This is a genomic window from Pseudoalteromonas sp. SWXJ133, from assembly GCF_015864365.1.
Taxonomy (GTDB): domain Bacteria; phylum Pseudomonadota; class Gammaproteobacteria; order Enterobacterales; family Alteromonadaceae; genus Pseudoalteromonas; species Pseudoalteromonas arctica.
Window position 1 is genome coordinate 1 of sequence record NZ_JADYXJ010000030.1, and the last position, 24,145, is coordinate 24,145.

Below are 24,145 nucleotides of genomic sequence, written 5' to 3' on the forward strand. Positions count from 1 at the left end.
TGTCAACACTTAAATTTAAACTTTCTAAAAAGATTCAATCTAAGTTTTACTTAACACCCTGAGTTGTTCGTGCCTCGCTATGCGTTGGCGTTTCCCGTCTCAGTGGGGTCGCATTATAGGGGGATCCGAAAACAGATCAACCCTTTTTTGAAGAAAACTTGAAATAATGTGCTGTTCGCTGAGTATTTGAGCTAAACGCTCAAAAACACAACTAAACTACCATTATTAATAGGTTCATAGAGCTATTTGAAATGAAAGTTGTGGCAACTTCTAACGGATAGAGACATATTTCGATCATCGATGCGGAAGAAATAACCAATAGAGCAAGAGTCGTATTGCTATAAATCATTTAAATTAATCAAAAGTTGAGAATTAAATTGATCAGCCTATGTTTAATAATAGTTTTACATATTTTAGGAGGAAGTTTACTTAGGCCGTAATGGTTAACTTTACTCTGAGGTTCTTAGTGCCGTTATATTGATAAGAATGCGCACGTTATATCTTTTAATCAGCTCTATAAGTAGAAACTTCGTTAGGGATTGCTCTAATTGTAGCTCAATTCGCGGCGGTATTATTAATAGCTGTAAATCACAATATATAGTGGAAATGATCTTTAACTAGAATCTGATAGGCTATTTTGAATGAATGGTAAATAAAGAGTAATTAGGTAGAGCTATTAAAGTAGCTGTCAAAAGAACTTATCAATTCAGAATCTATGAGTCATTGCCCATAATAGAAGGTAATTACTGGTTCATATAGTTTGACAAATTTTAGGCAAGAAAAAGCCGAGCATAGGCTCGGCTTTTAGGTTTCTTTAAGACTTACTCTGCAGACTGTGCGTCTTCTTGAACTGCTTCGCTAGTCGCTGGGCGACCAACTAGTTCAATATAAGCCATTGGTGCATTATCACCAGTACGGAAGCCACACTTAAGAATACGAGTGTAACCACCTGGACGATCCGCGTTACGTGGACCGATTTCACTGAATAATTTACCAACAACTTCATTATCACGCGTGCGAGCAAACGCTAAACGGCGATTTGCTACACTGTCAGTCTTAGCCAGTGTGATTAAAGGTTCAATTACACGACGTAACTCTTTCGCTTTAGGCAAAGTAGTTTTGATGATTTCATGTTTCACCAAAGAACCTGCCATATTGCTAAACATCGCTTTACGATGGCTACTGTTACGGTTTAATTGACGACCACTCTTACGATGGCGCATGACCCTATCCTTCTAACTAAACTAATATAGTGATTTAGATTATTCAGCTAAACTTGCAGGTGGCCAATTTTCTAGGCGCATGCCCAGAGAAAGTCCACGTGAAGCTAGCACGTCTTTAATTTCAGTTAGAGACTTCTTACCTAAATTAGGTGTTTTAAGAAGCTCAACTTCAGTGCGCTGAACTAAATCACCGATATATTGAATTTGCTCGGCTTTCAAACAATTTGCTGAGCGTACTGTTAATTCAAGGTCATCAACTGGACGAAGTAGAATAGGATCGAATTCTGGCTTCTCTTCTTTCTCTTCTGGCTCAGTTACATCACGTAAATCTACGAATGCATCTAATTGCTCAGCTAAGATAGTAGACGCACGGCGGATCGCTTCTTCTGGATCTAAAGTGCCGTTTGTTTCCATATCAATGATTAACTTGTCTAAATCTGTACGTTGCTCAACTCGAGCTGATTCAACCGAGTACGCAATACGTTCAACTGGGCTAAATGATGCATCAAGCAACAATCTACCAATTGGACGCTCATCGTCATCAGAGGATAAACGACTAGATGCCGGCACATAACCACGACCACGTTCAACACGAATACGCATGCTGATCTCGCTGTTATTTGTAGTTAAATTACAAATAACGTGATCTGGATTAGCAATTGTTACATCGCCATCGTGCTGAATATCAGCCGCAGTAACAGGGCCTACACCAGATTTAGTCAGGGTCAGAAAAACTTCATCTTTGCCTTCTAACGTTACTGCTAAACCTTTAAGGTTTAATAGTATTTCAATGATGTCTTCTTGAACGCCTTCTTTCGCGCTGTACTCATGTAAAACACCGTCGATTTCAACTTCAGTTACTGCACATCCAGGCATAGATGAAAGTAATATACGGCGTAAAGCATTACCCAGAGTATGGCCAAAGCCACGCTCTAATGGTTCTAAAACTATTTTAGAACGCGTTGGGTTAATAGCGTCGATGTCGACTAACCTTGGTTTTAGAAATTCTGTAACAGAACCCTGCATGTTATCCTCTCTTAACTCTTAACTTTACTTAGAGTAAAGTTCGACGATTAGTTGTTCATTAATGTCCGCAGACAAATCTGAACGCTCAGGTAGACGCTTAAAGCTGCCTTCCAATTTCTTACCGTCAACTTCAACCCAAGTCGGCTTTTCACGTTGCTCAGCCAACTCTAGAGCAGCGATGATACGTGCTTGTGTCTTAGACTTCTCACGAATTACAACAGTATCTTCTGGAGTAATTACGTATGAAGGAATGTTCACAACACGACCATTAACTAAAATCGCTTTATGGCTTACTAACTGGCGTGCTTCTGCACGTGTGCTAGCAAAACCCATGCGATATACAACATTGTCTAAACGTTGCTCTAAAAGCTGTAACAAGTTTTCACCTGTGTTGCCTTTAAGGCGAGCAGCTTCTTTGTAGTAGTTACGGAATTGCTTTTCTAATACACCGTAGATACGACGTACTTTTTGCTTTTCACGTAATTGTAAACCGTAATCAGATAAACGACCTTTACGGGCGCCGTGCTGACCAGGTGCAGTCTCAAGTTTACACTTAGAGTCGATAGCTCTTACGCCGCTCTTAAGGAACAGGTCAGTACCTTCACGACGACTCAGCTTGAGCTTAGGGCCCAAATATCTTGCCATGTTATTTCTCCTAACCTATTGTTAAACGCGACGTTTCTTCGGTGGACGACAACCATTATGTGGTATAGGCGTCACGTCAGTAATGTTGGTAATACGGTAACCAGCGGCATTCAAAGCACGTACAGCAGATTCACGACCTGGACCTGGACCTTTAATGAAAACTTCTAGATTTTTTAAACCGTATTCTTGAGCAGCAGTACCTGCACGCTCTGCAGCAACCTGAGCAGCAAATGGTGTAGATTTACGTGAACCACGGAAACCTGAACCACCGGCAGTAGCCCATGATAGTGCATTACCTTGACGGTCGGTAATCGTTACAATAGTGTTGTTGAAAGACGCATGAACATGAGCCATACCATCAGCAACTTGTTTTTTAACCTTTTTACGACGAATTGGTGTCTTAGCCATAATACTATCCCCTTATCGCTTAATAGGCTTACGAGGACCCTTGCGGGTGCGCGCGTTAGTCTTAGTTCTTTGACCACGTAGTGGTAAAGAGCGACGGTGACGTAGGCCACGATAACAACCAAGATCCATAAGGCGCTTGATATTTAAAGTAACTTCACGACGAAGATCACCTTCAACAGTGTACTTGCCAACTGCATCACGCAATACGTCAAGAATTTCGTCTGAAAGTTCACCGATTTTTGTGGTTTCGGCGATACCAGTCGCTACTAAGATAGCCTTAGAGCGAGTCTTACCTATGCCATAAATAGCTGTTAAACCAATAACTGCATGTTTATGATCAGGGACGTTAATGCCAGCAATACGGGCCACTAACACATCTCCTATATTCGAATTTGGTAATCATCTGTTTGAAAAGCCCGTAAGGATACTCAAACGAAGACCAAATTACTACTAAAAACACAGGCCGAGAAAACTCAGCCTGCACGCTGTTTACTTAACCTTGCCTTTGCTTATGCTTAGGCTCACTGCAAATTACGCGTACTACACCAGCACGTTTAATAACTTTACAGTTACGGCATATTTTCTTAACGGAAGCACGTACTTTCATTGCTCAACTCCGTAAACTGACCTTATCGACCGTAGCCTTTAAGGTTCGCTTTTTTCAGCACAGAATCATACTGATGAGACATCAGGTGAGTCTGTACTTGTGCCATAAAGTCCATGATCACTACAACGATAATCAAAACTGATGTACCGCCGAAGTAGAATGGCGTTTGCCACGCCATCGTCATGAATTCAGGCACCAGACAGATAAAGGTTATATACAAAGCACCTGCCAATGTCAGGCGTGTCATCACTTTATCAATGTATTTAGATGTCTGCTCACCTGGACGAATACCTGGGATAAATGCGCCAGATTTCTTAAGGTTATCTGCAGTTTCACGTGGGTTAAACACCAACGCTGTATAGAAAAAGCAGAAGAAGATAATAGCCGCAGCTAAAACAAGAGAGTACAACGGTTGACCTGGGGTCAACGTAGTAGCAACAGCTTGTAATACATCAGCGACTGGACCTTCACCTTGGCCGAACCAGCTAGCAATTGTACCAGGGAACAGAATTATACTGCTAGCGAAGATTGGTGGAATAACACCCGCCATATTTACTTTTAGTGGTAAATGCGTGCTTTGAGCAGCAAATACTTGACGACCTTGTTGGCGTTTAGCGTAGTTAACAACAATACGACGTTGTCCACGTTCGAAAAACACTACAAGATAAGTAACAGCGAATACGATTACCGCAACCATCAACAGTACAAAAACATTCAAATCACCTTGGCGCGCCATTTCGACTGTCGAACCAATAGCAGACGGCAAGTTAGCTACAATACCAACAAATATTAGAACAGAGATACCGTTACCGATACCACGCTCTGTTATTTGTTCACCCAACCACATAAGGAACATAGTACCAGTTACTAAACTCACCACTGCGGTGAAATAGAAACCCATACCAGGGTTAACAACTAACCCCTCCATCATGCCCGGTAAGCTAGAAGCAATACCGATTGATTGAATAGTAGCTAGCACAAGCGTGCCATAGCGTGTGTACTGGCTAATTTTTTTACGCCCTTGCTCACCTTCTTTCTTAAGCTCTATAAACGGAGGATACATATGCGTTAATAGTTGCGTAATAATCGAAGCCGAGATATACGGCATAATACCCAGTGCTAACACTGAAGCTCGCTCAAGTGCACCACCACTGAACATGTTGAACATTTCAACAATGGTGCCCTTTTGTTGCTCGAAGAAATCGGCAAGTACAGCGGCGTCAATCCCAGGGATCGGCACAAATGAACCTAGACGGTAAATTATGATAGCACCCAATACGAAGAGTAATCGGCGCTTCAATTCCGAAAGTCCACCTTGTGCACTTTTTGTATCTTGACCTGGTTTAGCCATTAGTACTTCCTTAGTCTTCTACCTTGCCTCCGGCAGCTTCAATAGCTTCGCGAGCACCTTTAGAGGCTTTAAGGCCTTTAACGGTAACAGCGCGTGAAACTTCGCCAGATTTAACAACTTTAACGAAAAGAACGTTCTTTTTAACTAGACCAGCTGCTTGTAACGCGCTTAGGTCTACCACATCGCCTTCTACTTTAGCGATTTCAAAAAGGTTTATTTCTGCAGATACTAAAGATTTGCGAGAAGTAAAACCAAATTTAGGTAGACGACGTTGCATAGGCATTTGACCGCCTTCAAAACCAACGCGTACTTTGCCGCCAGAACGTGATTTTTGACCTTTGTGACCACGGCCGCCAGTCTTACCTAGACCAGAACCGATACCACGACCAACACGTTTTGGAGCAGTTTTTGAACCTGCAGCAGGTGAAAGTGTATTCAAATGCATCGAATTAACCCTCTACCTTAACCATGTAAGAAACCTTGTTTATCATACCACGTACACATGCTGTGTCTTCTAACTCAACAGTGTGGTTGATACGACGTAAACCAAGACCGCGTAATGTAGCTTTATGTTTCGGTAAACGACCGATAGAGCTTTTTACTTGTGTTACTTTTACAGTTTGATTTGCCATGGTTACCCCAGTATTTCGTCTACGCGAAGGCCACGTTTTGCAGCGATTGACTGTGGAGAATTCATATTCTCAAGAGCCGAAATCGTTGCACGTACCACGTTGATCGGGTTAGTAGAACCGTAACATTTAGAAAGTACGTTCTGCACACCAGTAACTTCTAGTACTGCACGCATAGCACCACCTGCAATGATACCAGTACCTTCAGATGCTGGTTTCATGAACACTAGTGAGCCAGCATGACGTCCCTTAACAGGATGCTGTAATGTGTTGCCATTTAGGTCTACGTTGATCATGTTACGACGTGCTTTTTCCATTGCTTTTTGAATAGCAGCTGGAACTTCACGTGCTTTACCATAACCGAAACCTACTTTACCTGCGCCATCACCAACTACAGTTAGTGCAGTAAAGCTAAAGATACGACCACCTTTAACTACTTTAGACACACGGTTCACCGCGATTAGCTTTTCAGCTAGATCAGGCTGTTGTTGCTTTGCTTCTACGTTAGCCATAGTCTACTCCTAGAATTGCAAACCGGCTTCACGCGCAGCATCAGCTAGCGCCTTCACACGGCCGTGATATTTAAAGCCACTGCGATCAAAAGCAATCTTTTCGATGCCTTTGTCAGCCGCACGTTCAGCAACCGCTTTGCCAACTGCTTGCGCAGCTTCAACGTTACCGGTGCCTTTAACTGTTTCGCTAATAGCCTTTTCAACAGTAGAAGCAGCAGCCAGTACATTACCCTCAGCATTTACTACTTGAGCGTATATGTGACGTGGCGTGCGGTGGATAACAAGACGCGTTGTGCCTTGTTCAATATAATTTCTACGAGTGCGTTTAGCACGACGTAGACGAGCTGTTTTTTTATCCATCGTCTTACCTTACTTCTTCTTAGCCTCTTTACGGCGTACATTCTCATCTGAATAACGAACACCCTTACCTTTATAAGGCTCAGGTTTACGGTATGCACGAATGTTAGCAGCTGTTTGACCAACTAACTGCTTGTCTACGCCCTTAACTAGAACTTCTGTTTGGCTTGGAGTTTCAATCGTAATTCCTTCAGGAACTGCGAAATTAACTGGGTGTGAGAAGCCAAGAGTTAAATCTAATGTTTTACCCTTAGCTGCAGCACGGTAACCCACGCCTACTAACTGAAGTTTCTTCTCGTAACCTTCATGCGTACCAACAACCATGTTGTTGATTAGAGCGCGAGCAGTACCTGCTTGAGCCCATGCATTAGCTACGCCATCACGAGGTAAAGTAGTAATAACGTTGTCATTAACTTGTACTTCAACAGCGTTGTTGATAGTACGAGTAAGTTCACCGTTTTTGCCTTTAACTGTGATTTCCTGGCCTTTTAATGTAACTTCTACACCGGCAGGAACAGTAATTGGTGCCTTTGCTATGCGAGACATAGTTCCCCTCCGATTAAGCTACAAAACCAATGATTTCACCACCAACACCAGCACTACGTGCTGTGCGGTCTGTCATTAGGCCTTTAGAAGTTGATACGATAGCGATACCAAGACCACCCATTACCTTAGGTAATTGGTCACGTTTCTTATAGATACGTAGACCAGGGCGACTTACACGCTGGATATTTTCAATTACAGCTTTGCCTTCGAAGTACTTCAACTCGATAGAAAGCTCAGGTTTAGTTTCACCGTTAACGGCGAAATCTACGATATAACCTTCGTCTTTTAGTACTTTAGCTAATGCTACTTTCAGCTTTGAAGTTGGCATCGTTACAGATACTTTCTTCGCTGATTGACCGTTACGAATTCGTGTAAACAAATCCGCGATAGGATCTTGCAAGCTCATAGTCTTACTCCCATGATTCTATTACCAGCTAGCCTTTTTAAGGCCAGGAATTTCACCGCGCATAGCTGCTTCGCGAACTTTAATACGGCTCATGCCGAATTTGCGAAGGAAACCATGTGGGCGGCCCGTAATGTTACAACGATTACGTTGACGTGCAGGGCTAGAATCACGAGGTAAAGCTTGTAGCTTAAGTACCGCGTCCCAACGATCATCTTCAGATGTGTTAACATCACTGATGATAGCTTTTAGTGCCGCGCGCTTTTCAGCGAACTGAGCAACTAGTTTTGTGCGCTTTGCTTCGCGCGCTTTCATAGAATTCTTTGCCATAACCCTACCCTTATTTCTTAAATGGGAAGTTAAACGCTTCTAACAACGCACGGCCTTCCTCATCAGATTTCGCAGAAGTAGTGATAGTAATATCCATACCGCGTACACGGTCTACTTTATCGTAATCGATTTCTGGGAAGATGATTTGTTCACGTACGCCCATGCTGTAGTTGCCACGTCCATCAAAAGACTTAGCACTTACGCCACGGAAGTCACGAATACGTGGGATAGCGATTGATACCAAACGCTCAAAAAAGTCCCACATACGCTCGCCGCGTAGGGTTACTTTACAACCAATCGGGTAACCTTCACGCACTTTGAAGCCAGCAACAGATTTGCGTGCTTTAGTGATTAGAGGTTTCTGACCAGAGATTGCTGCTAGATCCGCTACTGCGTTATCTAAAATCTTCTTGTCAGCTAGGGCTTCGCCCACGCCCATATTCAATGTGATCTTTTCGATCTGAGGGACTTGCATGACAGAGCTGAAACCAAACTTCTCTTGAAGTTCCGCAACTACTTTGTCTTTATATACTTCATGCAGTTTCGCCATCATTCTACTCCAACTATTAGATAGTTTTACCAGTAGATTTAAAGATACGTAATTTCTTACCATCTTCAATCTTGAAACCTACACGATCAGCTTTACTCGTTTCCGAGTTGAAGATCGCAACGTTTGATGCATCCATAGATGCTTCTTTCTCAACAATGCCGCCAGCTTGGTTCAATTGTGGAACCGGCTTTTGGTGTTTCTTGATCAAGTTTATGCCTTCGACAAAGATTCGACCAGATTCAGTAACAACTGAAAGCACTTTTCCGCGCTTACCTTTGTCTTTACCTGCTAGTACGATTACTTCGTCATCACGACGTATTTTTGCTGCCATGATTGGCTCCTTACAGTACTTCTGGGGCTAGTGAAACGATTTTCATGAACTTATCATTACGAAGTTCGCGAGTCACAGGGCCGAAAATACGTGTACCAATTGGCTGCAAGTTATCATTTAAGATAACAGCCGCGTTGCTGTCAAAACGGATCAAAGAACCATCTGGACGGCGAACACCTTTTCTGGTACGCACAACTACCGCGTTTTTAACATCACCTTTCTTCACTTTACCGCGAGGAATAGCTTCCTTTACAGAAACTTTAATGATGTCGCCAATCGCTGCGTAGCGACGGTGTGAACCACCAAGGACTTTTATACACTGCACTTTGCGAGCGCCGCTGTTATCAGCAACTTCCAGCTGAGTTTGCATTTGGATCATGTTAATGACCTCCGGTGTAGTAATTACAACGTGTCTAAAATTCGTTTAAAAATCAGACATTTCGATTAAATCCCAATCAAAAAACAAACGAGTTGTCTCTTAAGGGCGGGCAATTGTACCAGCATTGAGGGGGTAGTGATAGGTTATTTTTTAATTAATTTAGAGCGTATGGTTATTAAAGTTGAGTAATTACGGCTATGTAGCTATTTTACAGGTGGTTACAAAACAAACAAGGCACTATATAAGTGCCTTGTTTGTTTTAACTATAGATGATTAACCGAATAAACCTTTTAATTTATCTTTAATCTTATCCTTTGCTTTGTCTTTGGCTTTTTCTTTTGCTTCATCAACCTTCTGCTTAGCTTCATCTTTAAGCGCATTACCCACATCAAGCTTTATACCAACATCGTGGAAAGGCCCTTTTATACGTAGTGGTATTTTAAAACCAGTGCTGTCATCGGTAGTCCCCTGTCCTTCGATTGATCCAACTATGCCTGTAACCAAACGGTAATTAACTGTTGTTTGTGGTAAATCAACATCGCCTTCACCTGATATTCTTATGAGTGGGCTAATAAGTGATAAATCAGTATTTTTACCAACACCATTAGTAAAGTTAAAACTTCCCGTTAGTGCAGAGAAATCTGTTTGCTCTGATTCTTCAAACCCGGTATCCAGCCCTTCAGACGCAGCACCAAAGTTTCCTGAAATGAGTTCCTTACCTTTACGAACCATCTCAGCTATATTCGCACCTTTTACAGCTCCATCAGCAAACTCAAATCCAAGTTTTCCGTTAAGCGCACCAATAAACGACTTTTGACTTTGGCCAGTTGTGTTTAGGTTCCAATTTAAAGACCCCTTACCCATTAGCTTGTCAAAGCCTGCCCCATCCGTTAATAAAGGCTGCGCATCTATACCAGCTAAGTCAAAGTTAGTTGATATTTTATAAGGTACTTGTTGTGCGTTTACATTGATAACGCCTTTACCTGACCCTTCATAAGCAGAAAAGCTATCTAGGCTTAGTTTTGCAATGCTATTTTTTAAAGCAACAGTAAATTGATTTGCGCCCAACTTAATATCATTAGCTTTTAATCCACTTGAACGAATAACTACATTCGCATCTAGTGAATTTAACGCACTTAGATCAATTTTAGTGTCATCCCATACTATTGGCTCTGCAGGTTTATCATTTTGCTCTACTGGCTCTTCTTGTTTTGCTACTGCTTCAGGTAGGTACGGGTTTAAATCAAGCATACCTAAATCAATATCAGCATTTACAGCTAAACGCTTACCTAGGTTAAGCTCGCTCTTACCTTTTATTTCCAATGCGTCTAACGTCGCAACTAAATCGTCTAAATTAAATTCCTCACCTGCTAGGTGCATTTTACCGTTTACACTGAATGCGTTAAAAGCATTGTCTTTAGCGTCTAACTCTACACCTTGCCATTTTGCAATACTTTTAACAGACTCACCGCTTAGTGATAACTGACCTTTAATATCTTGTCCTTGCCCAGCGATGCTCCCTTCGAACGTTAGATCAACTAAACGAGAATCTAAGGTTTGTTTAACATTAAAAGTAGCACCTTCAATTGCTTTAGCAGGAGTATCTAATTTTATATCAAGCTCAAAACGCTCCTGCATATAAGTAATACCCCCTTTTACTTCTAATGTTTTACGAAGTGATGGAAGTAAAATAGCGAGTTCTAAATCACTAATTTGTTGCTTAGCACCTGTTAGACCATCTAGATAAGTAAATGTGCCGCCATAAATAGCAACCTCACCTAACTCAATATCAAAGTTATCTGGAAGCTTTATCGCTTCACCTGATTGGCTTTGCTCTTTAGGTTGCTCTGCAACTGCATCAAACAACTGCCAATTAGCTTTACCATTTTTGTCAGTTTCTAATAGGATATTTGGTTCGTTTATAACAAACTTATCTAATTTAAACTCACCACCAAATAATGAAAACCAAGGTATGTGTACAGCAAGCTGTTTCATACTCGCCATATCGGCGCGCGAACCTGATTCCATATTTGCAAAATGCACGTCGTTAAGTTCTAACTTTAATGCAGGGAATACGCTAAGTGTTTTATCACCTTTAATAGTAAGAGTGCGCCCAGTTGTTTGTTCTACCTGCTGCGACACTTTATTAAAAATAGTATCAGTAGGAATTAAAAACGGTGCGGCAACAATTAGTGCTATACATAGTAAAAGTATTACACCTACAATTTTAAGTAAGGTTTTCATGATCGTCCTTTCAAACGTGCAAATAATGTTCTTATCATAGCGAGTGTTAGCCTTAAAATCATTGTAGTTGATGTAAAAAAGCCACTAAAACCATTTTACCTGTTATATATGAATCTTTCCTGAAACATTTTGATACCTTTAGGTTACAAATAAATATTGACCCAATGAAACCTTAAGGTTACATATTGTAAAAATTTTAAAAGGAAATGAGCTATGTCTAATTACGATATTAAAAGTGAAGAAAAATTTATGGACCAAAATGCGTGGTTTTCATTGTTCATGGGGGTCACTTTATTAATCATTAGTGTTTACCCAATGCTTAATCAAACATCAGCCCCACTATTGTTTTTAGGAACTGCTGCTTTTTTAGGTTCATTCTTTATGTTTGTGATCAGAGGCGGGTTTACATGGAGAATGAAATACCACCTTACATATAAAGATGAGTATTTAAATACCATCGACACTATTGCCTATAAACATGTTGTGCTTGGCTTACTTTTTAGTATGGGTGGCGTGTACTTACTCTCCGATACTCTTGCTTTAGAAGTATCTCACAGCATGATGGCTACATTTTACCTTGCTGTAATGAGTCTAATATACGGCGTATCAATTCTTTGGCAAAGCAAGGATTAGGAGCAAAAGTGCAAAATAAAATTGCAAAATACCGCAAAGAAGCAGGCCTTTCTCAACAAGACTTGGCTGATCTAATTGCGGTTTCACGTAAGACTATTAGTACAGTAGAAACGGCACGATTTACCCCTTCGGTAATAATCGCTCTAAAAATAGCAAAGCATTTTAATACCTCAGTTGAAAGTCTCTTTGTACTAGATAAAAATGATTGATACATGTAAAGCGTTAGTCTCATTCTATTAGCAAAAACACCGATTTAGCTACTTCAATTACAACGTATGGAGGACAGCGCTGTTGTTATCAGCGTAATTGCGCTAAAATAGACCAGCAAAAAAAATATATATCTAAACCGGAGATTCTACAAGGCATGAAAAAACTGCTAATTTCACCGTCAAAAATGACGCTAGGCGAACAAGAAAATCAAATCTATCAGAACATTCTGAAGCAATCTTCAGAATTAAGCCTTAACCTTATGGCCGTGAAAGTAGAAAACCACCCTGATGATTTTTTACCTTGGTGTTACGAATTGCTAAGTGCAAGCAGAGATCGTATGAACTACGATTTGCTAGAGCCACAGCAGTTACCAGTACTTAAGAAGCTACACGATCAGCTTATTTCAGCTATCAGCTTTTTACAGGTTAAAACTTTACGTATTGCTCCGTGGCCTGTTGTAAGTGTATTTGTAGAACAACACAAAGACGTTATTGCACTTGACGAACAGCTTCGTTTGGTAGACTACATCAAAAGCATTCGTGAACAGTCTCTTAAAGATATGATTCCTGAAGACTTACTTGCGTTTAGCGGTAAGCACATGGCATCACTTGATCCAAGCACATACAACTTTGACGTTGAATGGTTTGCATCTACAAAGAGTGCAAAGAGCTTCCATCAAATGCTTGGTGATTTACCAGGTGCTTTTGACGATGCACTAGTGAATATTCCACTTGAAGGTGATATTACTCAATACGAATATCAACAATTTGTTGCTGCTTATTCAAAAATATTCACCGACAATAACGAAAAACCAACACTTGCGCCTGCAACACGACTGCTTGCAATGCGTCGCCCTGATTTATTTACTCCGATTACAAATAATCGATTAGATGCATTATGTGGTGCCCTTGGTGTTTCTAAACTTAAAAATAGTGATTTTGAGCGTTACTGGCAAGATATCGTAAAAGGTATTCAAGCTATGTCATGGTACAAAATGGCTAAACCTAGTAACGAGTTAGAAGAACAATTGGTTGCTATTAAAGCATTAATTCCATGTTTCTTTCACTACGCTGATGCTAAAACACCAGATAACTCTAACTACATTAAACTGCTAACCAAGCCTAAACGTACTACAACTACAACAGGTAAAACTCAGCGTAGAGGTAAAGAGTCTGCAGAAATATTAGTAGACCGTGCTCTTGCTGCTGACGATATTCCTGAACACATTCGCAGTAAACGTGATTCAATTGTGAGTGAAGTACAAAAAGGTCGCAGCGTAAACGAAACAATTAGCCTTATGCGCACTATATTCGGTTAAAATCTTCTAATTTAGCCGTACTTTTATGGTGCGGCTAGGTTAATTTATGCACCAGCAATGTGCGCAACATCTTTCTTCATGTTATATCCCTATCCTATTCATAAAATTCAAGCTCATGTTTTTAATACATAAAAAATAATTTTTAATAAAAAACAATGAAGCTGGCACACACAGTGCAATTATCCCGTTAGTTAAACAATAAAAAGCCGTCAGCCTGAAGGTTCCAATTACATAATAAAAACCTTGGCGAGCAAAAATCATATAACGGGAAATGGACATGCTAAAACTAAAAAAAACCATCGCTATAAGTGCTATAGCATTAATGGGCGCAACATCTTTAACGTCAACAGCCGTACATGCTGAAGTAACTGCTAATGCAGCGGCAACATCAAACTACTTATGGCGTGGTCAAGAGCAAACTGGGGGCGATGCAGCTATTTCAGGCGGTATTGATTATGCCAATGAATCGGGCTTTTATGCAGGTACTTGGGCTTCAAATGCATCGTGGGCAGATGAAATGACCTATGAGCTTGACTTATATGCAGGCTTTGGTGGCGATATTAACGAAAGTGTTAGCTACGATGTTGGTTATATTTATTACGCTTACCCAGACGCAGCTTCTGAAGCAGACGCAGATTTCTCTGAAATTTACGGTAGCATCAGTGTTGAAGGCTTTACCTTTGGTGCTTCTGTATTAGCAACATCAGCTGCAAGTGGTGATGATACAGACTTTGGTGATTCACTTTACCTGACAGCTGACTACGGTTTTACTGTTGGCAGTAACGGCACTGAAATGGCACTTCACTTAGGCCATTACTCTGGTGATTTTATTGGCGATGATAATATCTTAGATTACGGTGTATCAATTTCGAAAGACGGTTTTACTTTTGGTTTGTCTGATACAGATATGGATGATTCAGATATTAAAGCTTACGTTGCTTATTCTGTAGACTTTAATTTATAAGAAAGAATGTGTTACTTGCTGCAACACGAAGGGCCTTTTGGCCCTTTTCTCGTTTTATAGCTGTTTTGCCTTAAATGGTACCTTATTACATTGTACTTCTACTGTTTTAGGGTACCAAGCTGGGCCGATTTGATTCACAACCACCTCAGCTAAACCATTAGTAAACGATTTATACGTATGAGCGCTTTGCCATTCACCTTGTGGGCAATGTGTTGTTAAATCTAACGGCTCTGATCCCTCGTACAACGCAAGTGCAAAATTATGATGCCACTGTGAGCTTTTTAGCGTTTTATTGCTTACTTTGCTCTGTATACCGTTATCAAAGTAAATATTTGTACACCCCGTTAAAATAATCAGTGTGCAACCGGCTGCAAATAGCTGATACTCATAATGTCTCCCCTAGTATTTGCTCTTGGCACCACACTTTAATGGTATGGGGCGAGTATATTCCAAGCGTAATTAAACTCAGCGCTCCATCGCTAAACGTTTGTTGTGACTGCATTTGAATAACCGGTGTATTTGAACATATTTGTTTTACGTCTACCCGCTGCTCACCCACTAATCCCCATAAATAAAATGGGCGGCTATCTTCGAAATTAGCTTGGCTCGTTATTTTTGCTGTTGCCTGTGGCTGAATGGTTACCACAGAACAAGCACTGAGGCTTAATGCTATCGCCCCTATAATTAATGGTTTCATACTCTTCCTTATAAACTAAATACCAGTAAGGTAACTTTATAAGAAAACATAAAATATTAGCGTAAAAAGCTGTGAGGAATATGTAGAATCGCTATGAAGTTTTATACAATTTATTACACATAAAGGCCGCATAAATGCGGCCTTTGAAGTAGTTAACCTGTGTACAGATTAGTTAACTAAAAGAATAGTTATTTAAATAGCAGTTAAAACTTAGCTAAGTTGTTTTTACTGTCTTTATCGACCAGCTTAATGTAAGGATCAACCCCCGCAAATAATGGTTTTTCTTTTACTTTAAGCTCAATAGTATTGGTACCAGATACTATTTGATGCTTTTTCGAGTAAATAACAAAGTCTTCAGCTAGTAAGTTTTCAGGGTCGTCGCTAAACAATGCAATATCAACTAGCTCATCGAGCGGCTGTTCAGTTTCTTCACCTTGGCCATCCGCACGCTGTTTAACGGCTTCTACGCTAAGTGTTACAGTATAAAATCCTTCGCTATCAACGCTATCTGTAACTGAAACGTCTTTCATCTCAAGCTCATACAAAGTGATATATTTAAACTGATCGTCAATAAAACTTTGTTCTGCTTGCGTTGCGTCTTGTTTTAAATAGCTAAGTAAATCAAGCGTAGTTGGGTATGGCGTTGACTGGTACTGAAATTCATTTAAAAATGCTTTGAGTGCATTGTTTAAACGTTTTTCACCTAAACGATCATAAATCGCCATCATCACAACTGATCCTTTATTGTAATGAAGATATTGTTGCGACTGTGTTTTATATAGTGGCATTTCTTCAAAGGCTTCCCCTGTACGCCCTATTAAGTACCTATCAAGCTCATATTTTAAAAACTTACGTAGCTTCTCTGCGCCAAAGCGTTTCTCAAGCACCATAAGCGCACTGTACTGTGAAAGCGTTTCAGAAATAACCGCGCTCCCCTCTACATTAGCCGCCGATACTTGATGCCCCCACCATTGGTGCGCTACTTCATGTGCGGTAACATAGTAAGGGTAGTCAACTTTACTCTCATCTCTTAAGTCTGTAATAAACCCTATGCTTTCGGAGTATGGCACTGTATTGGCAAAACTTTGTGCAAACGAGCGATATTTAGGAAATTCAATAATACGTAGTTGTTTATGCTGATACGGCCCAAATGCTTGTGTAAAGTAATCTATCGAGTCTTGTACCGACTCAATCATACGGTCAACATTCCATGCATGATTTTTGTGGTAGTACACCTCAATATTTACCCCATTATGCTCAACCTTTTTACTTTCAAGTTCTGCCGAAAGCACCGCGTAAAAGTTTAAAATGGGCGCATCCATTTCATAAACAAAGGTACGGCGCCCCTCTTTTACACTTTCACTTTGTAAATACCCTGGGGTAATAGCAAATTGCGACTCGTCGGTCGTTACCGTCGCCTTAAAGTTAATAAACCCATTAGCTGCACCTAAATCACTTTGTGTATAGTACTGACTGTCCTCTAGCTTATGGGCACGTTCAAGTTCTGGTAAATCATGCTTACGACGTTCAAATTTATCAGCTACCTGTAAACCATGGTTATAACCAAAGTTAGGAAGGAGTTCCCAATTATTAATAAAAGTGCCATTGGCAACTAATTGTGTATCAGAGTCTTTATCGGTAAAGGCTGTATGATCACGAGTAACCGACAGTTGCCCTTCTCTTACTTCGTTTGGCATAAGCGGCTGCTCAAACTCAAACCATGCTGAATAAAACGCTGGTAATTTTTCAACTATCTTTCCGCCAGCCATGGCTACATCCCAACTTTTAGCGTGTTGAGGTGAGGTAATCAAAACTCGCGTAATTGGCTCGTTAGAGGTATTGGTAAATTTAATTTTTGCCACAGCACTTAAAGCACGCTTTTTTGGATAAATATCAACAGTTAAATCAACATCGGTCACCATAGGTAGTGCTAAGTCTTTGTATTGTGCAAACTGCTGCTCATAACTTATTTGCTTGTCTTGAAACTCATCGCTCGTAGTAAACTCATTCAAAACTCGCGTGTTGTTATAAATATTGTAGCCTGCACCAACAAACACTAATGCACTAATAACCGCAACCGCTTGCCCTTTTAACGACATATTATAACGAAGCATAGACAAGCGTGTGCGCAGCGTTTGTGAAGGACCGCGATGCCATAACGCAAACCCAACAATCGCTAAAACAAGACTTAACGCACCCCAATATAATGTGTACCAATGCGCGCCTTGTAAAAAGTGCCCATAACCATTTATATCAGAATACGGTACGCTACTGCTTTGCGAAAAGTGATACATATGGTGCTCAAACCCATAAGAACCCATTACTTTTTGCGCTATGTAATACAAAATAAACAAGCCCATTCCTACATATTTATTCGGGCTAATAATTTGTAAAAAGAAGGCGAGTACCGTCAGCATAATTAACGGTAAAATCGATAAATAAACAATCCTAAATAAATACTGTCCTAGCTCTAAATTAAATTGACCTTTAAATAACTGAACTGTAATTGTGAGTATCATTCCCACTAGAAACAACCCAGAAATAGCGGCGATTAAAGCCAGTATTTTTGACACCCAAAAAACACTGTTATGTACCGGAAAGCTGTCAACAATATCGCCCATGCCACTTTGTCGCTCTCGCCACACAAGCTCAGCACTATAAAAAGCGATAATAACAAACAAAAATAAACCGGAAATACCACTAATAACATTTACCATATTCTGAGTTAAAGGCCAGTTAGTAGTGCCATAGGCGCCAATAGGAGCAAGTAGTGGGATCATAAGCGTTACAATGCTTACACCCGCTAAAATCATAAAAGGAGCACTAAATATAACTTGTTTAAGTTCGAATATACTGCGCATTATTAGCTGAGATTTAGTACTAACCCCCGCTGATTTATAATTTTTAGCACTATTGATAAGTGCAGCTTGTTTATTTTGTACAAAAGCAGAGACTTTAAATTGCTTCTTCTGTTTTTTAGTTACTATGCGATTGCTTAGCTTTCCAAGGCCAAAAAACATTGCAACACTGATTGCCACCCACAATATACGGTTAACTAAAAGGTCACCTGTGAGCGTTAGAACTTCTGTGTTTTTATCATTTACAGTCCAATAACGTGTTAAATCAATTAACGAACCAGAGCCAAATGGGTCGGCGTAAACAACAATATTTCTAAATGCTAAATCATCAAAGTAAACGCCGGCAATTTGATAGGCTATAAAAATCACAACAGCTGCTACATACACCGACATCATGGTTTTAAAATAGACCGCTACACTATTAAAAATAGCCGAAAGCACCAGTAAACTTGGCACTGCTAAATAAAGATAAGGCGCAGCGTAGTACATTAGCTTATTAGGACCTACCAATTCGCTATCGAGCCAGCCAACCAATAAACCAAATTGCGACCCTAAAAACACACCCAATGGCACGCTTAAAAACACAATAAGTACAACTAAGTAAGAACCAAAAAAACGCCCTGCTTGATAAGGCACAGGATTAACAGGCTTACTAAAAACCAGCTCATCCATTTTGCTTTCACTGTTGCGAATAGCAGAGCTGGCAACAAAGTTAACCACTAAAAACATAGCGAGTGTACAAAATGTAACGGTTAAAAGCATAATAGAGAAAGGCGAGTTCATATGAACATTCGCCCCACCTAACGGGAACTTACTACTAGAGCTTATAAAAAACGCCATAAAAAAGAAGATTAATGAGGTCACATAAAACGAAGGCTGGCGCACAAAGTAGCGCAGCTCAAACGCGAGCATATTAAAAAACATAACGCCTCCTTATGCTACTTGGCTGTTACGATGATTAAGCAGAGTAGAAAAATACACATCTTCTAAATTTGCATTACTTGCTTCAAACCCTTGTGGGGCTTGCTCTGCTATTACATGTAAAATTGTTTTACCTGCAAATAGGCGCTTAGAAATAACCGGTAATTGCGGCTCAAGTTCTTGCGCTTCTTCTTGGATCATAGCTTTGCGCCAAATTTGTCCTTGGAGCTTATCGGTAAGCGCTATTGGGTTACCTTCTAGTAAAATCTTACCGCCAGCCAACACCGCCATATTTGGGCAAAGCTCTGCAACATCTTCAACGATATGGGTCGATAATATAACTACTTTTTGCTCGCCTAAGCTTACTAATAAGTTATGGAAACGATTACGTTCCTCTGGGTCTAGCCCCGCTGTTGGCTCATCAACTATTAGTAAATCAGGGTCACCCAGTAATGCCTGTGCAATACCAAAACGCTGGCGCATACCGCCCGAAAAGCCACTGACCGCTTTTGAGCGATGTTGATATAAATTAGTGTGCGCAAGTAATCCTTCAACCGACTCTTTACGCTCTGCTTTATTATGAATACCCTTTAAAACAGCCATATGGTCCAGTAAGTCGTAAGCACTAACACGCGGGTACACACCAAAATCTTGTGGTAAGTAACCTAAGCGTTGGCGCAGTGCCTGTGGGTCTTTAAATACATCAATGCCATCAAAAGTAATTGAACCTGAATCAGCCGACTGCAGTGTTGCAATGGTACGCATAAGCGATGATTTACCTGCGCCATTTGGCCCAAGCAATCCAAACATCCCTTTACCGATAGATAAATCAACACCTTGTAGTGCATGTACGCCGTTATCGTAGGTTTTAGATAACCCAGTTATTGATAGCATTTTTACTTCCTTGAATATGAGTAATTATTTTTATAATGTTTTATATCACAAGAAAAACAGGAACATAAGTTACTTGTTAGTTAAATTTGTAACAACAAATAAACATAATTTAAACTCATAACACTTGCCTGCACTGTATTCACTCGGTATAAAAACCACATATACTTTTTATAAGAAGCGAAAAGCCATGCAAGATCACCAAAGCCAACCATTAAACGACTTTATAGAATATCCACACGACGAAATGCTAAATCGCGCTAACGAGTTTTTAACCACCAGCCAACGCCGTCATAGTATTCGTAGCTTTAGCGATCGCCCAGTACCAAAAAATATTATTAAGGCATGTATAAAGGCAGCAGGTACAGCACCAAGTGGAGCGAATCATCAGCCTTGGCATTTTGTGGCTATAAACAGCAGTGATGTAAAAAAACAAATAAGAGAAGCCGCCGAAAAATTAGAGCGTTCTTTTTACGAAGGCAGAGCAGGTGAAGAATGGTTAGATGCACTAAAACCGTTAGGGACCGATGCTAATAAGCCTTATTTAGAACATGCACCTTGGCTTATAGCTGTATTTAGTCAAAAAAAGGGCGGTGTAAGCACCGATGATAAAAATACGAATTATTATGTGCATGAGTCTGTTGGTTTAGCTACCGGCTTTTTAATTCAAGCTTTGCACCGCAGTGGTTTGGCAACCCTTACTCATACTCCAAAGCCAATGAGTTTTTTAACCGACATATGTAATCGCGATAAAGATAACGAACGCCCATACATGCTACTTATTACAGGCTACCCAGGTGATGATGCAACAATACCTGCTCATGCTCTGGATAAAAAATCTATCGATGAAATAGCTACGTTTATTTAGTATCTTCTTGTCGGCAAAACCAGTCATATAATAAAGCGATGATCGACTCAACTTTTGGGTCGATCAATGAGTAATAAATAGTATGCCCTTCTCGGCGAGTAACAACCATATTCGCCTTGCGTAAACTTGCTAAATGCTGAGAAAGCGCCGACTGCGCTAAAGGTACATTTGTGTTTAGCTCACCTACACTTTGCTCACCTTGTAATAAACTACATAAAATCATTAACCGATTTTTGTTAGCCATTAATTTTAAAAACTGTTCGGCTTGCTCTGCGTTGACAGCTAGTTGTTCAATATTCATTTTATTATTTCTCTTTTTGATACCTTTTTAAGTATAGACTTTTACATTAGTAAGTTCTAATATAATTAACATTAGGTTTTACTAATGTTAAGGTAGCCATGAAACTAGCGATGCCATTTTATTAATCGGCAGAAGTGCTGTAGCAGTATCCGCACTATTAAGTTACTTTATATAAAGTAACTTTCAGTTTTTAACGTTATTTATAAGTATTAACTCAATTCAACCTACTTATACCAAGTAGCACTCATTAATGTCTTTTTTAAGAAAAAGAGGATTTACAAACTAATGCTTACATCAATCCCTGATTTACTAAAAATTATCACACCTAACCAACGCCGTATTGACGCAGCGCAAGCAAAACTCGAGCTTGAACAAAATAGAGGTTTACTTATTGATGTGCGAGAACCTGCAGAGCACGCGACAAAATCAGCTGCCGGCGCTATAAATATTCCGCGTGGATTACTCGAGATGAAACTAATGGAAATAGAAAAAGACGCAGCTCGCCCTATTTACGTGCACTGCGCAAGTGGTGCACGCGCAACGTTGGGAGCAGAAGCATTAACGCGTGTTGGTTATGAAAACGTAACCGTTATTACCTGTGACGCAAATCAAATATGTAGCGTATTTTAAGTATCTACTAAGTACTTATAATTATGCGCCTAACAAAGGTAGGTGTTTAACGCTGTGATAAGTCAGTGCTAATTTAATACACGCTTTAAGTGGGTACTCTGGTAATGGCTTTTCACTATTTAATACAATTGCTCTATTTCCTTCAAAGGTAAGATTATGAGAGTACAACTCTCTAAATGTGCTTACTAGCTTTGATTGGCAATGAAAAAACAAATAACACGATGAGCCCTTAAAGCCTACGCGAATGGGGCTGCCATTTATTGTGTTATAACTTGGCTCTCCCCACCTTAAAGACTCTTCAACAGCTCCTAAGTTTTGCTCTTGTGCTACGGTATAAATTAGCTCTCGTAATTGTATAAGCGTACTTTTAGCTGCCTCAGGATGATTATTAAATATATTTTTTATATCCGTATTCATAAAAACATCCTTATAAGTATTACAAGTTTAAAACAGGTTACTTTTGCTGCCTTTCATCAACTAAAACAAGTAGCATCTGCTCAATATTTTTAACACTATAAGTAAGTGCTCTCAGTAGCTCTTTCTCACTTTGCTCTGTTGCCTGCTGCGACGTTTTACCTTGATTAGCCAATACATCTTTTTGCTCAAGTATCGCCTCTCTAAACTCACTCGCATTAACCACACCAAGCAAAGACACTAAAGCACCATTTCCTGACTGCCCTGCTGTTTCAAAGCTTAAACGATATAATCCAAAAATTCGCATGAGCGGCCCTTGGCTTAACCCTACATCTGTTATTTTTTCAAGCGGAATAGATTTTTCTTCTTTAAATAATATGCCACGTTTAACTACCAATTTTTGTGGTAATAAGTCAGCCGACATAGCTGCGAGTATTCGCCCGCCCACCAGCCATACAATCGCTAAAACAATGGGTAACAACGGAATAGTCACCAGCGCTAGTACACTAAAAAAAGCGGCCATTAGCATCCAGTATTGCTGAACCTTCGGGTCGAAAGATGCACTTTTTAAAATATGTTTTGTCATTGTTTTAATCCTTTATCTATATAACTACAAATACACTCTGCAAACTTCAATAATCTCTACTCAATCTTACAAACTAATAACGACTTTTATAGCAAGAGCAATAAACACAACCCCCAGTATTTTATCAAGCCATGGGTTCTGCTTAGTAAAACCAAAGCGATTTTTTGAAACCTCAGTAAGTACTGCAACTAGTAAATACCAACCTGTATCAATTACAAACACGGTTAAGCACATAATAATGCCAATGCTTAAAGTGAGATTTTGCGGGTCAATAAACTGTGAGAACAAGGCTAAAAAGAAAATAGCGAGCTTGGGGTTCAAAAAGGCAATGGCAAAGCCATCTTGTAATGCTTTAACTGCACTTATCTCACTTTTTTGTACTTGCAGTTCGTCATTATTGGGTTTTGCTAATAGTATTTTTAAACCTAAATAAGCTAAATACCCAGCGCCTAAATATACAAGTACTTGGTATACCGTTGGAAACTGAGCCATCAATGTCCCCAAACCAAGTAACGAAGCTGCCGCATAAAGCCCAACACCCATGCCATGGCTAAGTGCAGCAAGCATACCGTTTTTCATTCCGCCACTCATTGTATGCTTTAGTACAACTGCAAGGCTTGGGCCTGGCGACATTGCACCCATCATGCATACAAGTACTAAACTAAACCATGCTGCTAATGTCATTTTTGTCCTTATAGTTCATCGTTTTCTATTAATAATATATAGGCCGTTATTTGGCCTTGAAAAGCAGTCGCGGTATTTATACTTATTACTTTCCAACCTTCTTGATTTAAGTGGTATATGCGCTCATTCAAAGCATCTACATCAATGCCGTTACTAAAAAACCACGCCTTTTAAATTCTACTATTTTTTGCATTGTTTGTTATCCATTTTATAAGCGGTAGTCAAAGTCGTAATAGTGAATACTCTGCTCAATGCGTATTTTCATACTGCCAGTTAATCCTTTTAGCTCATTTGTGCCTGAATCAGGAATAACATTTAAAATAAGACTATCTTGTCCTTTATTCATAGTGCCAAAGTGTTGCAGTACAAAACTGCCCTGCTTACCTTCAAGCTCACCTATCACTTGCTCTATTGCCACGTAACCCGCACTGCCTTGGGTTGGCGTCATTGCGCTAAGCATCTCGCCTTGGCTTGTAGCATTTAAGTCACCTTTAAATGTTTTATCAATCGACATGCGTCCTAAGTTAATACCTTGCTGCCCTTTGGCGTAACCTTCAATTGGCGCTAAAGCCACTGTAAATTCACCACTTATTATTTTTGTTGTCATAACAATTCCTTATTGATGATAT

33 protein-coding genes are annotated in these 24,145 nt (G+C 40.0%); 6 read left to right on the top strand and 27 right to left on the bottom strand.

Features of this window, described 5'->3' with window-relative positions; all coding sequences use genetic code 11:
• Positions 1 to 821: 821 nt before the first annotated feature.
• The 18 genes from rplQ to I6F40_RS17640 all read right to left on the bottom strand — a co-directional run bounded on the left by rplQ (position 822) and on the right by I6F40_RS17640 (position 11,541).
• Positions 822 to 1,223, bottom strand: a complete 402-nt coding sequence (gene rplQ / locus I6F40_RS17555) for a 50S ribosomal protein L17 (RefSeq protein WP_002959450.1) — start codon at positions 1,221 to 1,223, stop codon at positions 822 to 824.
• Between the two features lie 39 nt (positions 1,224 to 1,262).
• Positions 1,263 to 2,249, bottom strand: a complete 987-nt coding sequence (locus tag I6F40_RS17560) for a DNA-directed RNA polymerase subunit alpha (protein WP_002959452.1) — start codon at positions 2,247 to 2,249, stop codon at positions 1,263 to 1,265.
• Between the two features lie 24 nt (positions 2,250 to 2,273).
• A complete protein-coding gene (gene rpsD, locus I6F40_RS17565) occupies positions 2,274 to 2,894 on the bottom strand; it encodes a 30S ribosomal protein S4 (RefSeq protein WP_002959461.1) in 621 nt (206 codons plus the stop codon).
• A gap of 21 nt (positions 2,895 to 2,915) precedes the next feature.
• Positions 2,916 to 3,302 (bottom strand): 30S ribosomal protein S11, encoded by a 387-nt coding sequence (gene rpsK, locus I6F40_RS17570; RefSeq protein ID WP_002959471.1) that lies wholly within the window; start codon positions 3,300 to 3,302, stop codon positions 2,916 to 2,918.
• A 12-nt stretch (positions 3,303 to 3,314) separates the two neighbouring features.
• The gene (rpsM, locus tag I6F40_RS17575) at positions 3,315 to 3,671 is read right to left on the bottom strand and encodes a 30S ribosomal protein S13 (protein ID WP_007584664.1); all 357 of its coding nucleotides are present in this window, start codon (positions 3,669 to 3,671) and stop codon (positions 3,315 to 3,317) included.
• A gap of 124 nt (positions 3,672 to 3,795) precedes the next feature.
• Positions 3,796 to 3,909, bottom strand: coding sequence for a 50S ribosomal protein L36 (gene rpmJ / locus I6F40_RS17580; RefSeq protein WP_002959476.1), 114 nt, complete (start codon positions 3,907 to 3,909; stop codon positions 3,796 to 3,798).
• A gap of 22 nt (positions 3,910 to 3,931) precedes the next feature.
• The gene (gene secY / locus I6F40_RS17585) at positions 3,932 to 5,260 is read right to left on the bottom strand and encodes a preprotein translocase subunit SecY (protein ID WP_007584663.1); all 1,329 of its coding nucleotides are present in this window, start codon (positions 5,258 to 5,260) and stop codon (positions 3,932 to 3,934) included.
• A 10-nt stretch (positions 5,261 to 5,270) separates the two neighbouring features.
• Positions 5,271 to 5,705, bottom strand: a complete 435-nt coding sequence (gene rplO / locus I6F40_RS17590; protein WP_002959480.1) for a 50S ribosomal protein L15 — start codon at positions 5,703 to 5,705, stop codon at positions 5,271 to 5,273.
• Positions 5,706 to 5,709: 4 nt separating this feature from the next.
• A complete protein-coding gene (gene rpmD / locus I6F40_RS17595) occupies positions 5,710 to 5,892 on the bottom strand; it encodes a 50S ribosomal protein L30 (protein WP_002959482.1) in 183 nt (60 codons plus the stop codon).
• Positions 5,893 to 5,894: 2 nt separating this feature from the next.
• A complete protein-coding gene (gene rpsE / locus I6F40_RS17600; protein ID WP_002959485.1) occupies positions 5,895 to 6,401 on the bottom strand; it encodes a 30S ribosomal protein S5 in 507 nt (168 codons plus the stop codon).
• A 9-nt stretch (positions 6,402 to 6,410) separates the two neighbouring features.
• The gene (rplR, locus tag I6F40_RS17605; RefSeq protein WP_002959486.1) at positions 6,411 to 6,761 is read right to left on the bottom strand and encodes a 50S ribosomal protein L18; all 351 of its coding nucleotides are present in this window, start codon (positions 6,759 to 6,761) and stop codon (positions 6,411 to 6,413) included.
• A gap of 9 nt (positions 6,762 to 6,770) precedes the next feature.
• Positions 6,771 to 7,304, bottom strand: a complete 534-nt coding sequence (gene rplF, locus I6F40_RS17610) for a 50S ribosomal protein L6 (protein ID WP_002959488.1) — start codon at positions 7,302 to 7,304, stop codon at positions 6,771 to 6,773.
• A gap of 13 nt (positions 7,305 to 7,317) precedes the next feature.
• On the bottom strand, positions 7,318 to 7,710 hold the full coding sequence (rpsH, locus tag I6F40_RS17615; RefSeq protein WP_007584660.1) for a 30S ribosomal protein S8: 393 nt from the start codon (positions 7,708 to 7,710) through the stop codon (positions 7,318 to 7,320).
• A 21-nt stretch (positions 7,711 to 7,731) separates the two neighbouring features.
• Complete coding sequence (gene rpsN, locus I6F40_RS17620; RefSeq protein ID WP_010554914.1) at positions 7,732 to 8,037, bottom strand: 30S ribosomal protein S14; 306 nt, start codon at positions 8,035 to 8,037, stop codon at positions 7,732 to 7,734.
• A 10-nt stretch (positions 8,038 to 8,047) separates the two neighbouring features.
• Positions 8,048 to 8,587, bottom strand: coding sequence for a 50S ribosomal protein L5 (gene rplE / locus I6F40_RS17625; RefSeq protein ID WP_010554915.1), 540 nt, complete (start codon positions 8,585 to 8,587; stop codon positions 8,048 to 8,050).
• 16 nt (positions 8,588 to 8,603) lie between these two features.
• The gene (gene rplX, locus I6F40_RS17630; RefSeq protein ID WP_002959496.1) at positions 8,604 to 8,918 is read right to left on the bottom strand and encodes a 50S ribosomal protein L24; all 315 of its coding nucleotides are present in this window, start codon (positions 8,916 to 8,918) and stop codon (positions 8,604 to 8,606) included.
• Between the two features lie 10 nt (positions 8,919 to 8,928).
• Entirely contained in the window at positions 8,929 to 9,297 is a 369-nt protein-coding gene (gene rplN / locus I6F40_RS17635) for a 50S ribosomal protein L14 (RefSeq protein ID WP_002959498.1), read from the bottom strand.
• A 273-nt stretch (positions 9,298 to 9,570) separates the two neighbouring features.
• The gene (locus I6F40_RS17640; RefSeq protein WP_024608096.1) at positions 9,571 to 11,541 is read right to left on the bottom strand and encodes an AsmA family protein; all 1,971 of its coding nucleotides are present in this window, start codon (positions 11,539 to 11,541) and stop codon (positions 9,571 to 9,573) included.
• Between the two features lie 213 nt (positions 11,542 to 11,754).
• Between I6F40_RS17640 and I6F40_RS17645 the strand changes: the two genes are divergently transcribed.
• The 4 genes from I6F40_RS17645 to I6F40_RS17660 all read left to right on the top strand — a co-directional run bounded on the left by I6F40_RS17645 (position 11,755) and on the right by I6F40_RS17660 (position 14,666).
• Positions 11,755 to 12,174 carry a hypothetical protein gene (locus I6F40_RS17645; protein WP_166378892.1) on the top strand — a complete coding sequence of 140 codons (420 nt, stop codon included), beginning with the start codon at positions 11,755 to 11,757 and terminating at the stop codon, positions 12,172 to 12,174.
• Between the two features lie 8 nt (positions 12,175 to 12,182).
• Positions 12,183 to 12,383, top strand: coding sequence for a helix-turn-helix transcriptional regulator (locus tag I6F40_RS17650; protein ID WP_002959505.1), 201 nt, complete (start codon positions 12,183 to 12,185; stop codon positions 12,381 to 12,383).
• 155 nt (positions 12,384 to 12,538) lie between these two features.
• Positions 12,539 to 13,702 carry a hypothetical protein gene (locus tag I6F40_RS17655; RefSeq protein ID WP_024591362.1) on the top strand — a complete coding sequence of 388 codons (1,164 nt, stop codon included), beginning with the start codon at positions 12,539 to 12,541 and terminating at the stop codon, positions 13,700 to 13,702.
• Between the two features lie 277 nt (positions 13,703 to 13,979).
• Entirely contained in the window at positions 13,980 to 14,666 is a 687-nt protein-coding gene (locus tag I6F40_RS17660; protein ID WP_197193272.1) for a TorF family putative porin, read from the top strand.
• Positions 14,667 to 14,720: 54 nt separating this feature from the next.
• On the opposite strand, the gene I6F40_RS17665 is transcribed toward I6F40_RS17660, so the two are convergent.
• From I6F40_RS17665 to I6F40_RS17680, 4 genes are all read right to left on the bottom strand, one after another.
• The gene (locus I6F40_RS17665; RefSeq protein WP_166378894.1) at positions 14,721 to 15,023 is read right to left on the bottom strand and encodes a Bor/Iss family lipoprotein; all 303 of its coding nucleotides are present in this window, start codon (positions 15,021 to 15,023) and stop codon (positions 14,721 to 14,723) included.
• Positions 15,024 to 15,051: 28 nt separating this feature from the next.
• A complete protein-coding gene (locus I6F40_RS17670) occupies positions 15,052 to 15,363 on the bottom strand; it encodes a Bor family protein (protein ID WP_166378888.1) in 312 nt (103 codons plus the stop codon).
• Between the two features lie 203 nt (positions 15,364 to 15,566).
• Positions 15,567 to 19,145, bottom strand: coding sequence for an ABC transporter permease/M1 family aminopeptidase (locus tag I6F40_RS17675; protein ID WP_197193273.1), 3,579 nt, complete (start codon positions 19,143 to 19,145; stop codon positions 15,567 to 15,569).
• Positions 19,146 to 19,154: 9 nt separating this feature from the next.
• On the bottom strand, positions 19,155 to 20,036 hold the full coding sequence (locus tag I6F40_RS17680) for an ABC transporter ATP-binding protein (protein ID WP_166378884.1): 882 nt from the start codon (positions 20,034 to 20,036) through the stop codon (positions 19,155 to 19,157).
• Between the two features lie 187 nt (positions 20,037 to 20,223).
• On the opposite strand from I6F40_RS17680, the gene I6F40_RS17685 reads away from it, so the two are divergent.
• Complete coding sequence (locus tag I6F40_RS17685; RefSeq protein WP_166378882.1) at positions 20,224 to 20,901, top strand: nitroreductase family protein; 678 nt, start codon at positions 20,224 to 20,226, stop codon at positions 20,899 to 20,901.
• Here the strand turns inward: I6F40_RS17685 and I6F40_RS17690 are convergent.
• Complete coding sequence (locus I6F40_RS17690; protein WP_002959523.1) at positions 20,894 to 21,202, bottom strand: ArsR/SmtB family transcription factor; 309 nt, start codon at positions 21,200 to 21,202, stop codon at positions 20,894 to 20,896. The two genes, I6F40_RS17685 and I6F40_RS17690, sit on opposite strands and share 8 nt — an antisense overlap.
• A 285-nt stretch (positions 21,203 to 21,487) precedes the next feature.
• Here I6F40_RS17690 and I6F40_RS17695 point away from each other — a divergent pair, with 285 nt between their 5' ends.
• Positions 21,488 to 21,832, top strand: coding sequence for a rhodanese-like domain-containing protein (locus I6F40_RS17695; RefSeq protein ID WP_166378880.1), 345 nt, complete (start codon positions 21,488 to 21,490; stop codon positions 21,830 to 21,832).
• A gap of 21 nt (positions 21,833 to 21,853) precedes the next feature.
• Here the strand turns inward: I6F40_RS17695 and I6F40_RS17700 are convergent, their stop codons facing one another.
• From I6F40_RS17700 to I6F40_RS17715, 4 genes are all read right to left on the bottom strand, one after another.
• Complete coding sequence (locus tag I6F40_RS17700) at positions 21,854 to 22,249, bottom strand: DUF1801 domain-containing protein (protein ID WP_165736156.1); 396 nt, start codon at positions 22,247 to 22,249, stop codon at positions 21,854 to 21,856.
• A 37-nt stretch (positions 22,250 to 22,286) separates the two neighbouring features.
• Entirely contained in the window at positions 22,287 to 22,832 is a 546-nt protein-coding gene (locus I6F40_RS17705; protein WP_007584611.1) for a PH domain-containing protein, read from the bottom strand.
• A 66-nt stretch (positions 22,833 to 22,898) separates the two neighbouring features.
• On the bottom strand, positions 22,899 to 23,516 hold the full coding sequence (locus I6F40_RS17710; RefSeq protein WP_166378878.1) for a LysE family translocator: 618 nt from the start codon (positions 23,514 to 23,516) through the stop codon (positions 22,899 to 22,901).
• 208 nt (positions 23,517 to 23,724) lie between these two features.
• Positions 23,725 to 24,123, bottom strand: a complete 399-nt coding sequence (locus tag I6F40_RS17715) for a DUF3224 domain-containing protein (RefSeq protein WP_165722784.1) — start codon at positions 24,121 to 24,123, stop codon at positions 23,725 to 23,727.
• Between the last annotated feature and the right edge of the window lie 22 nt (positions 24,124 to 24,145).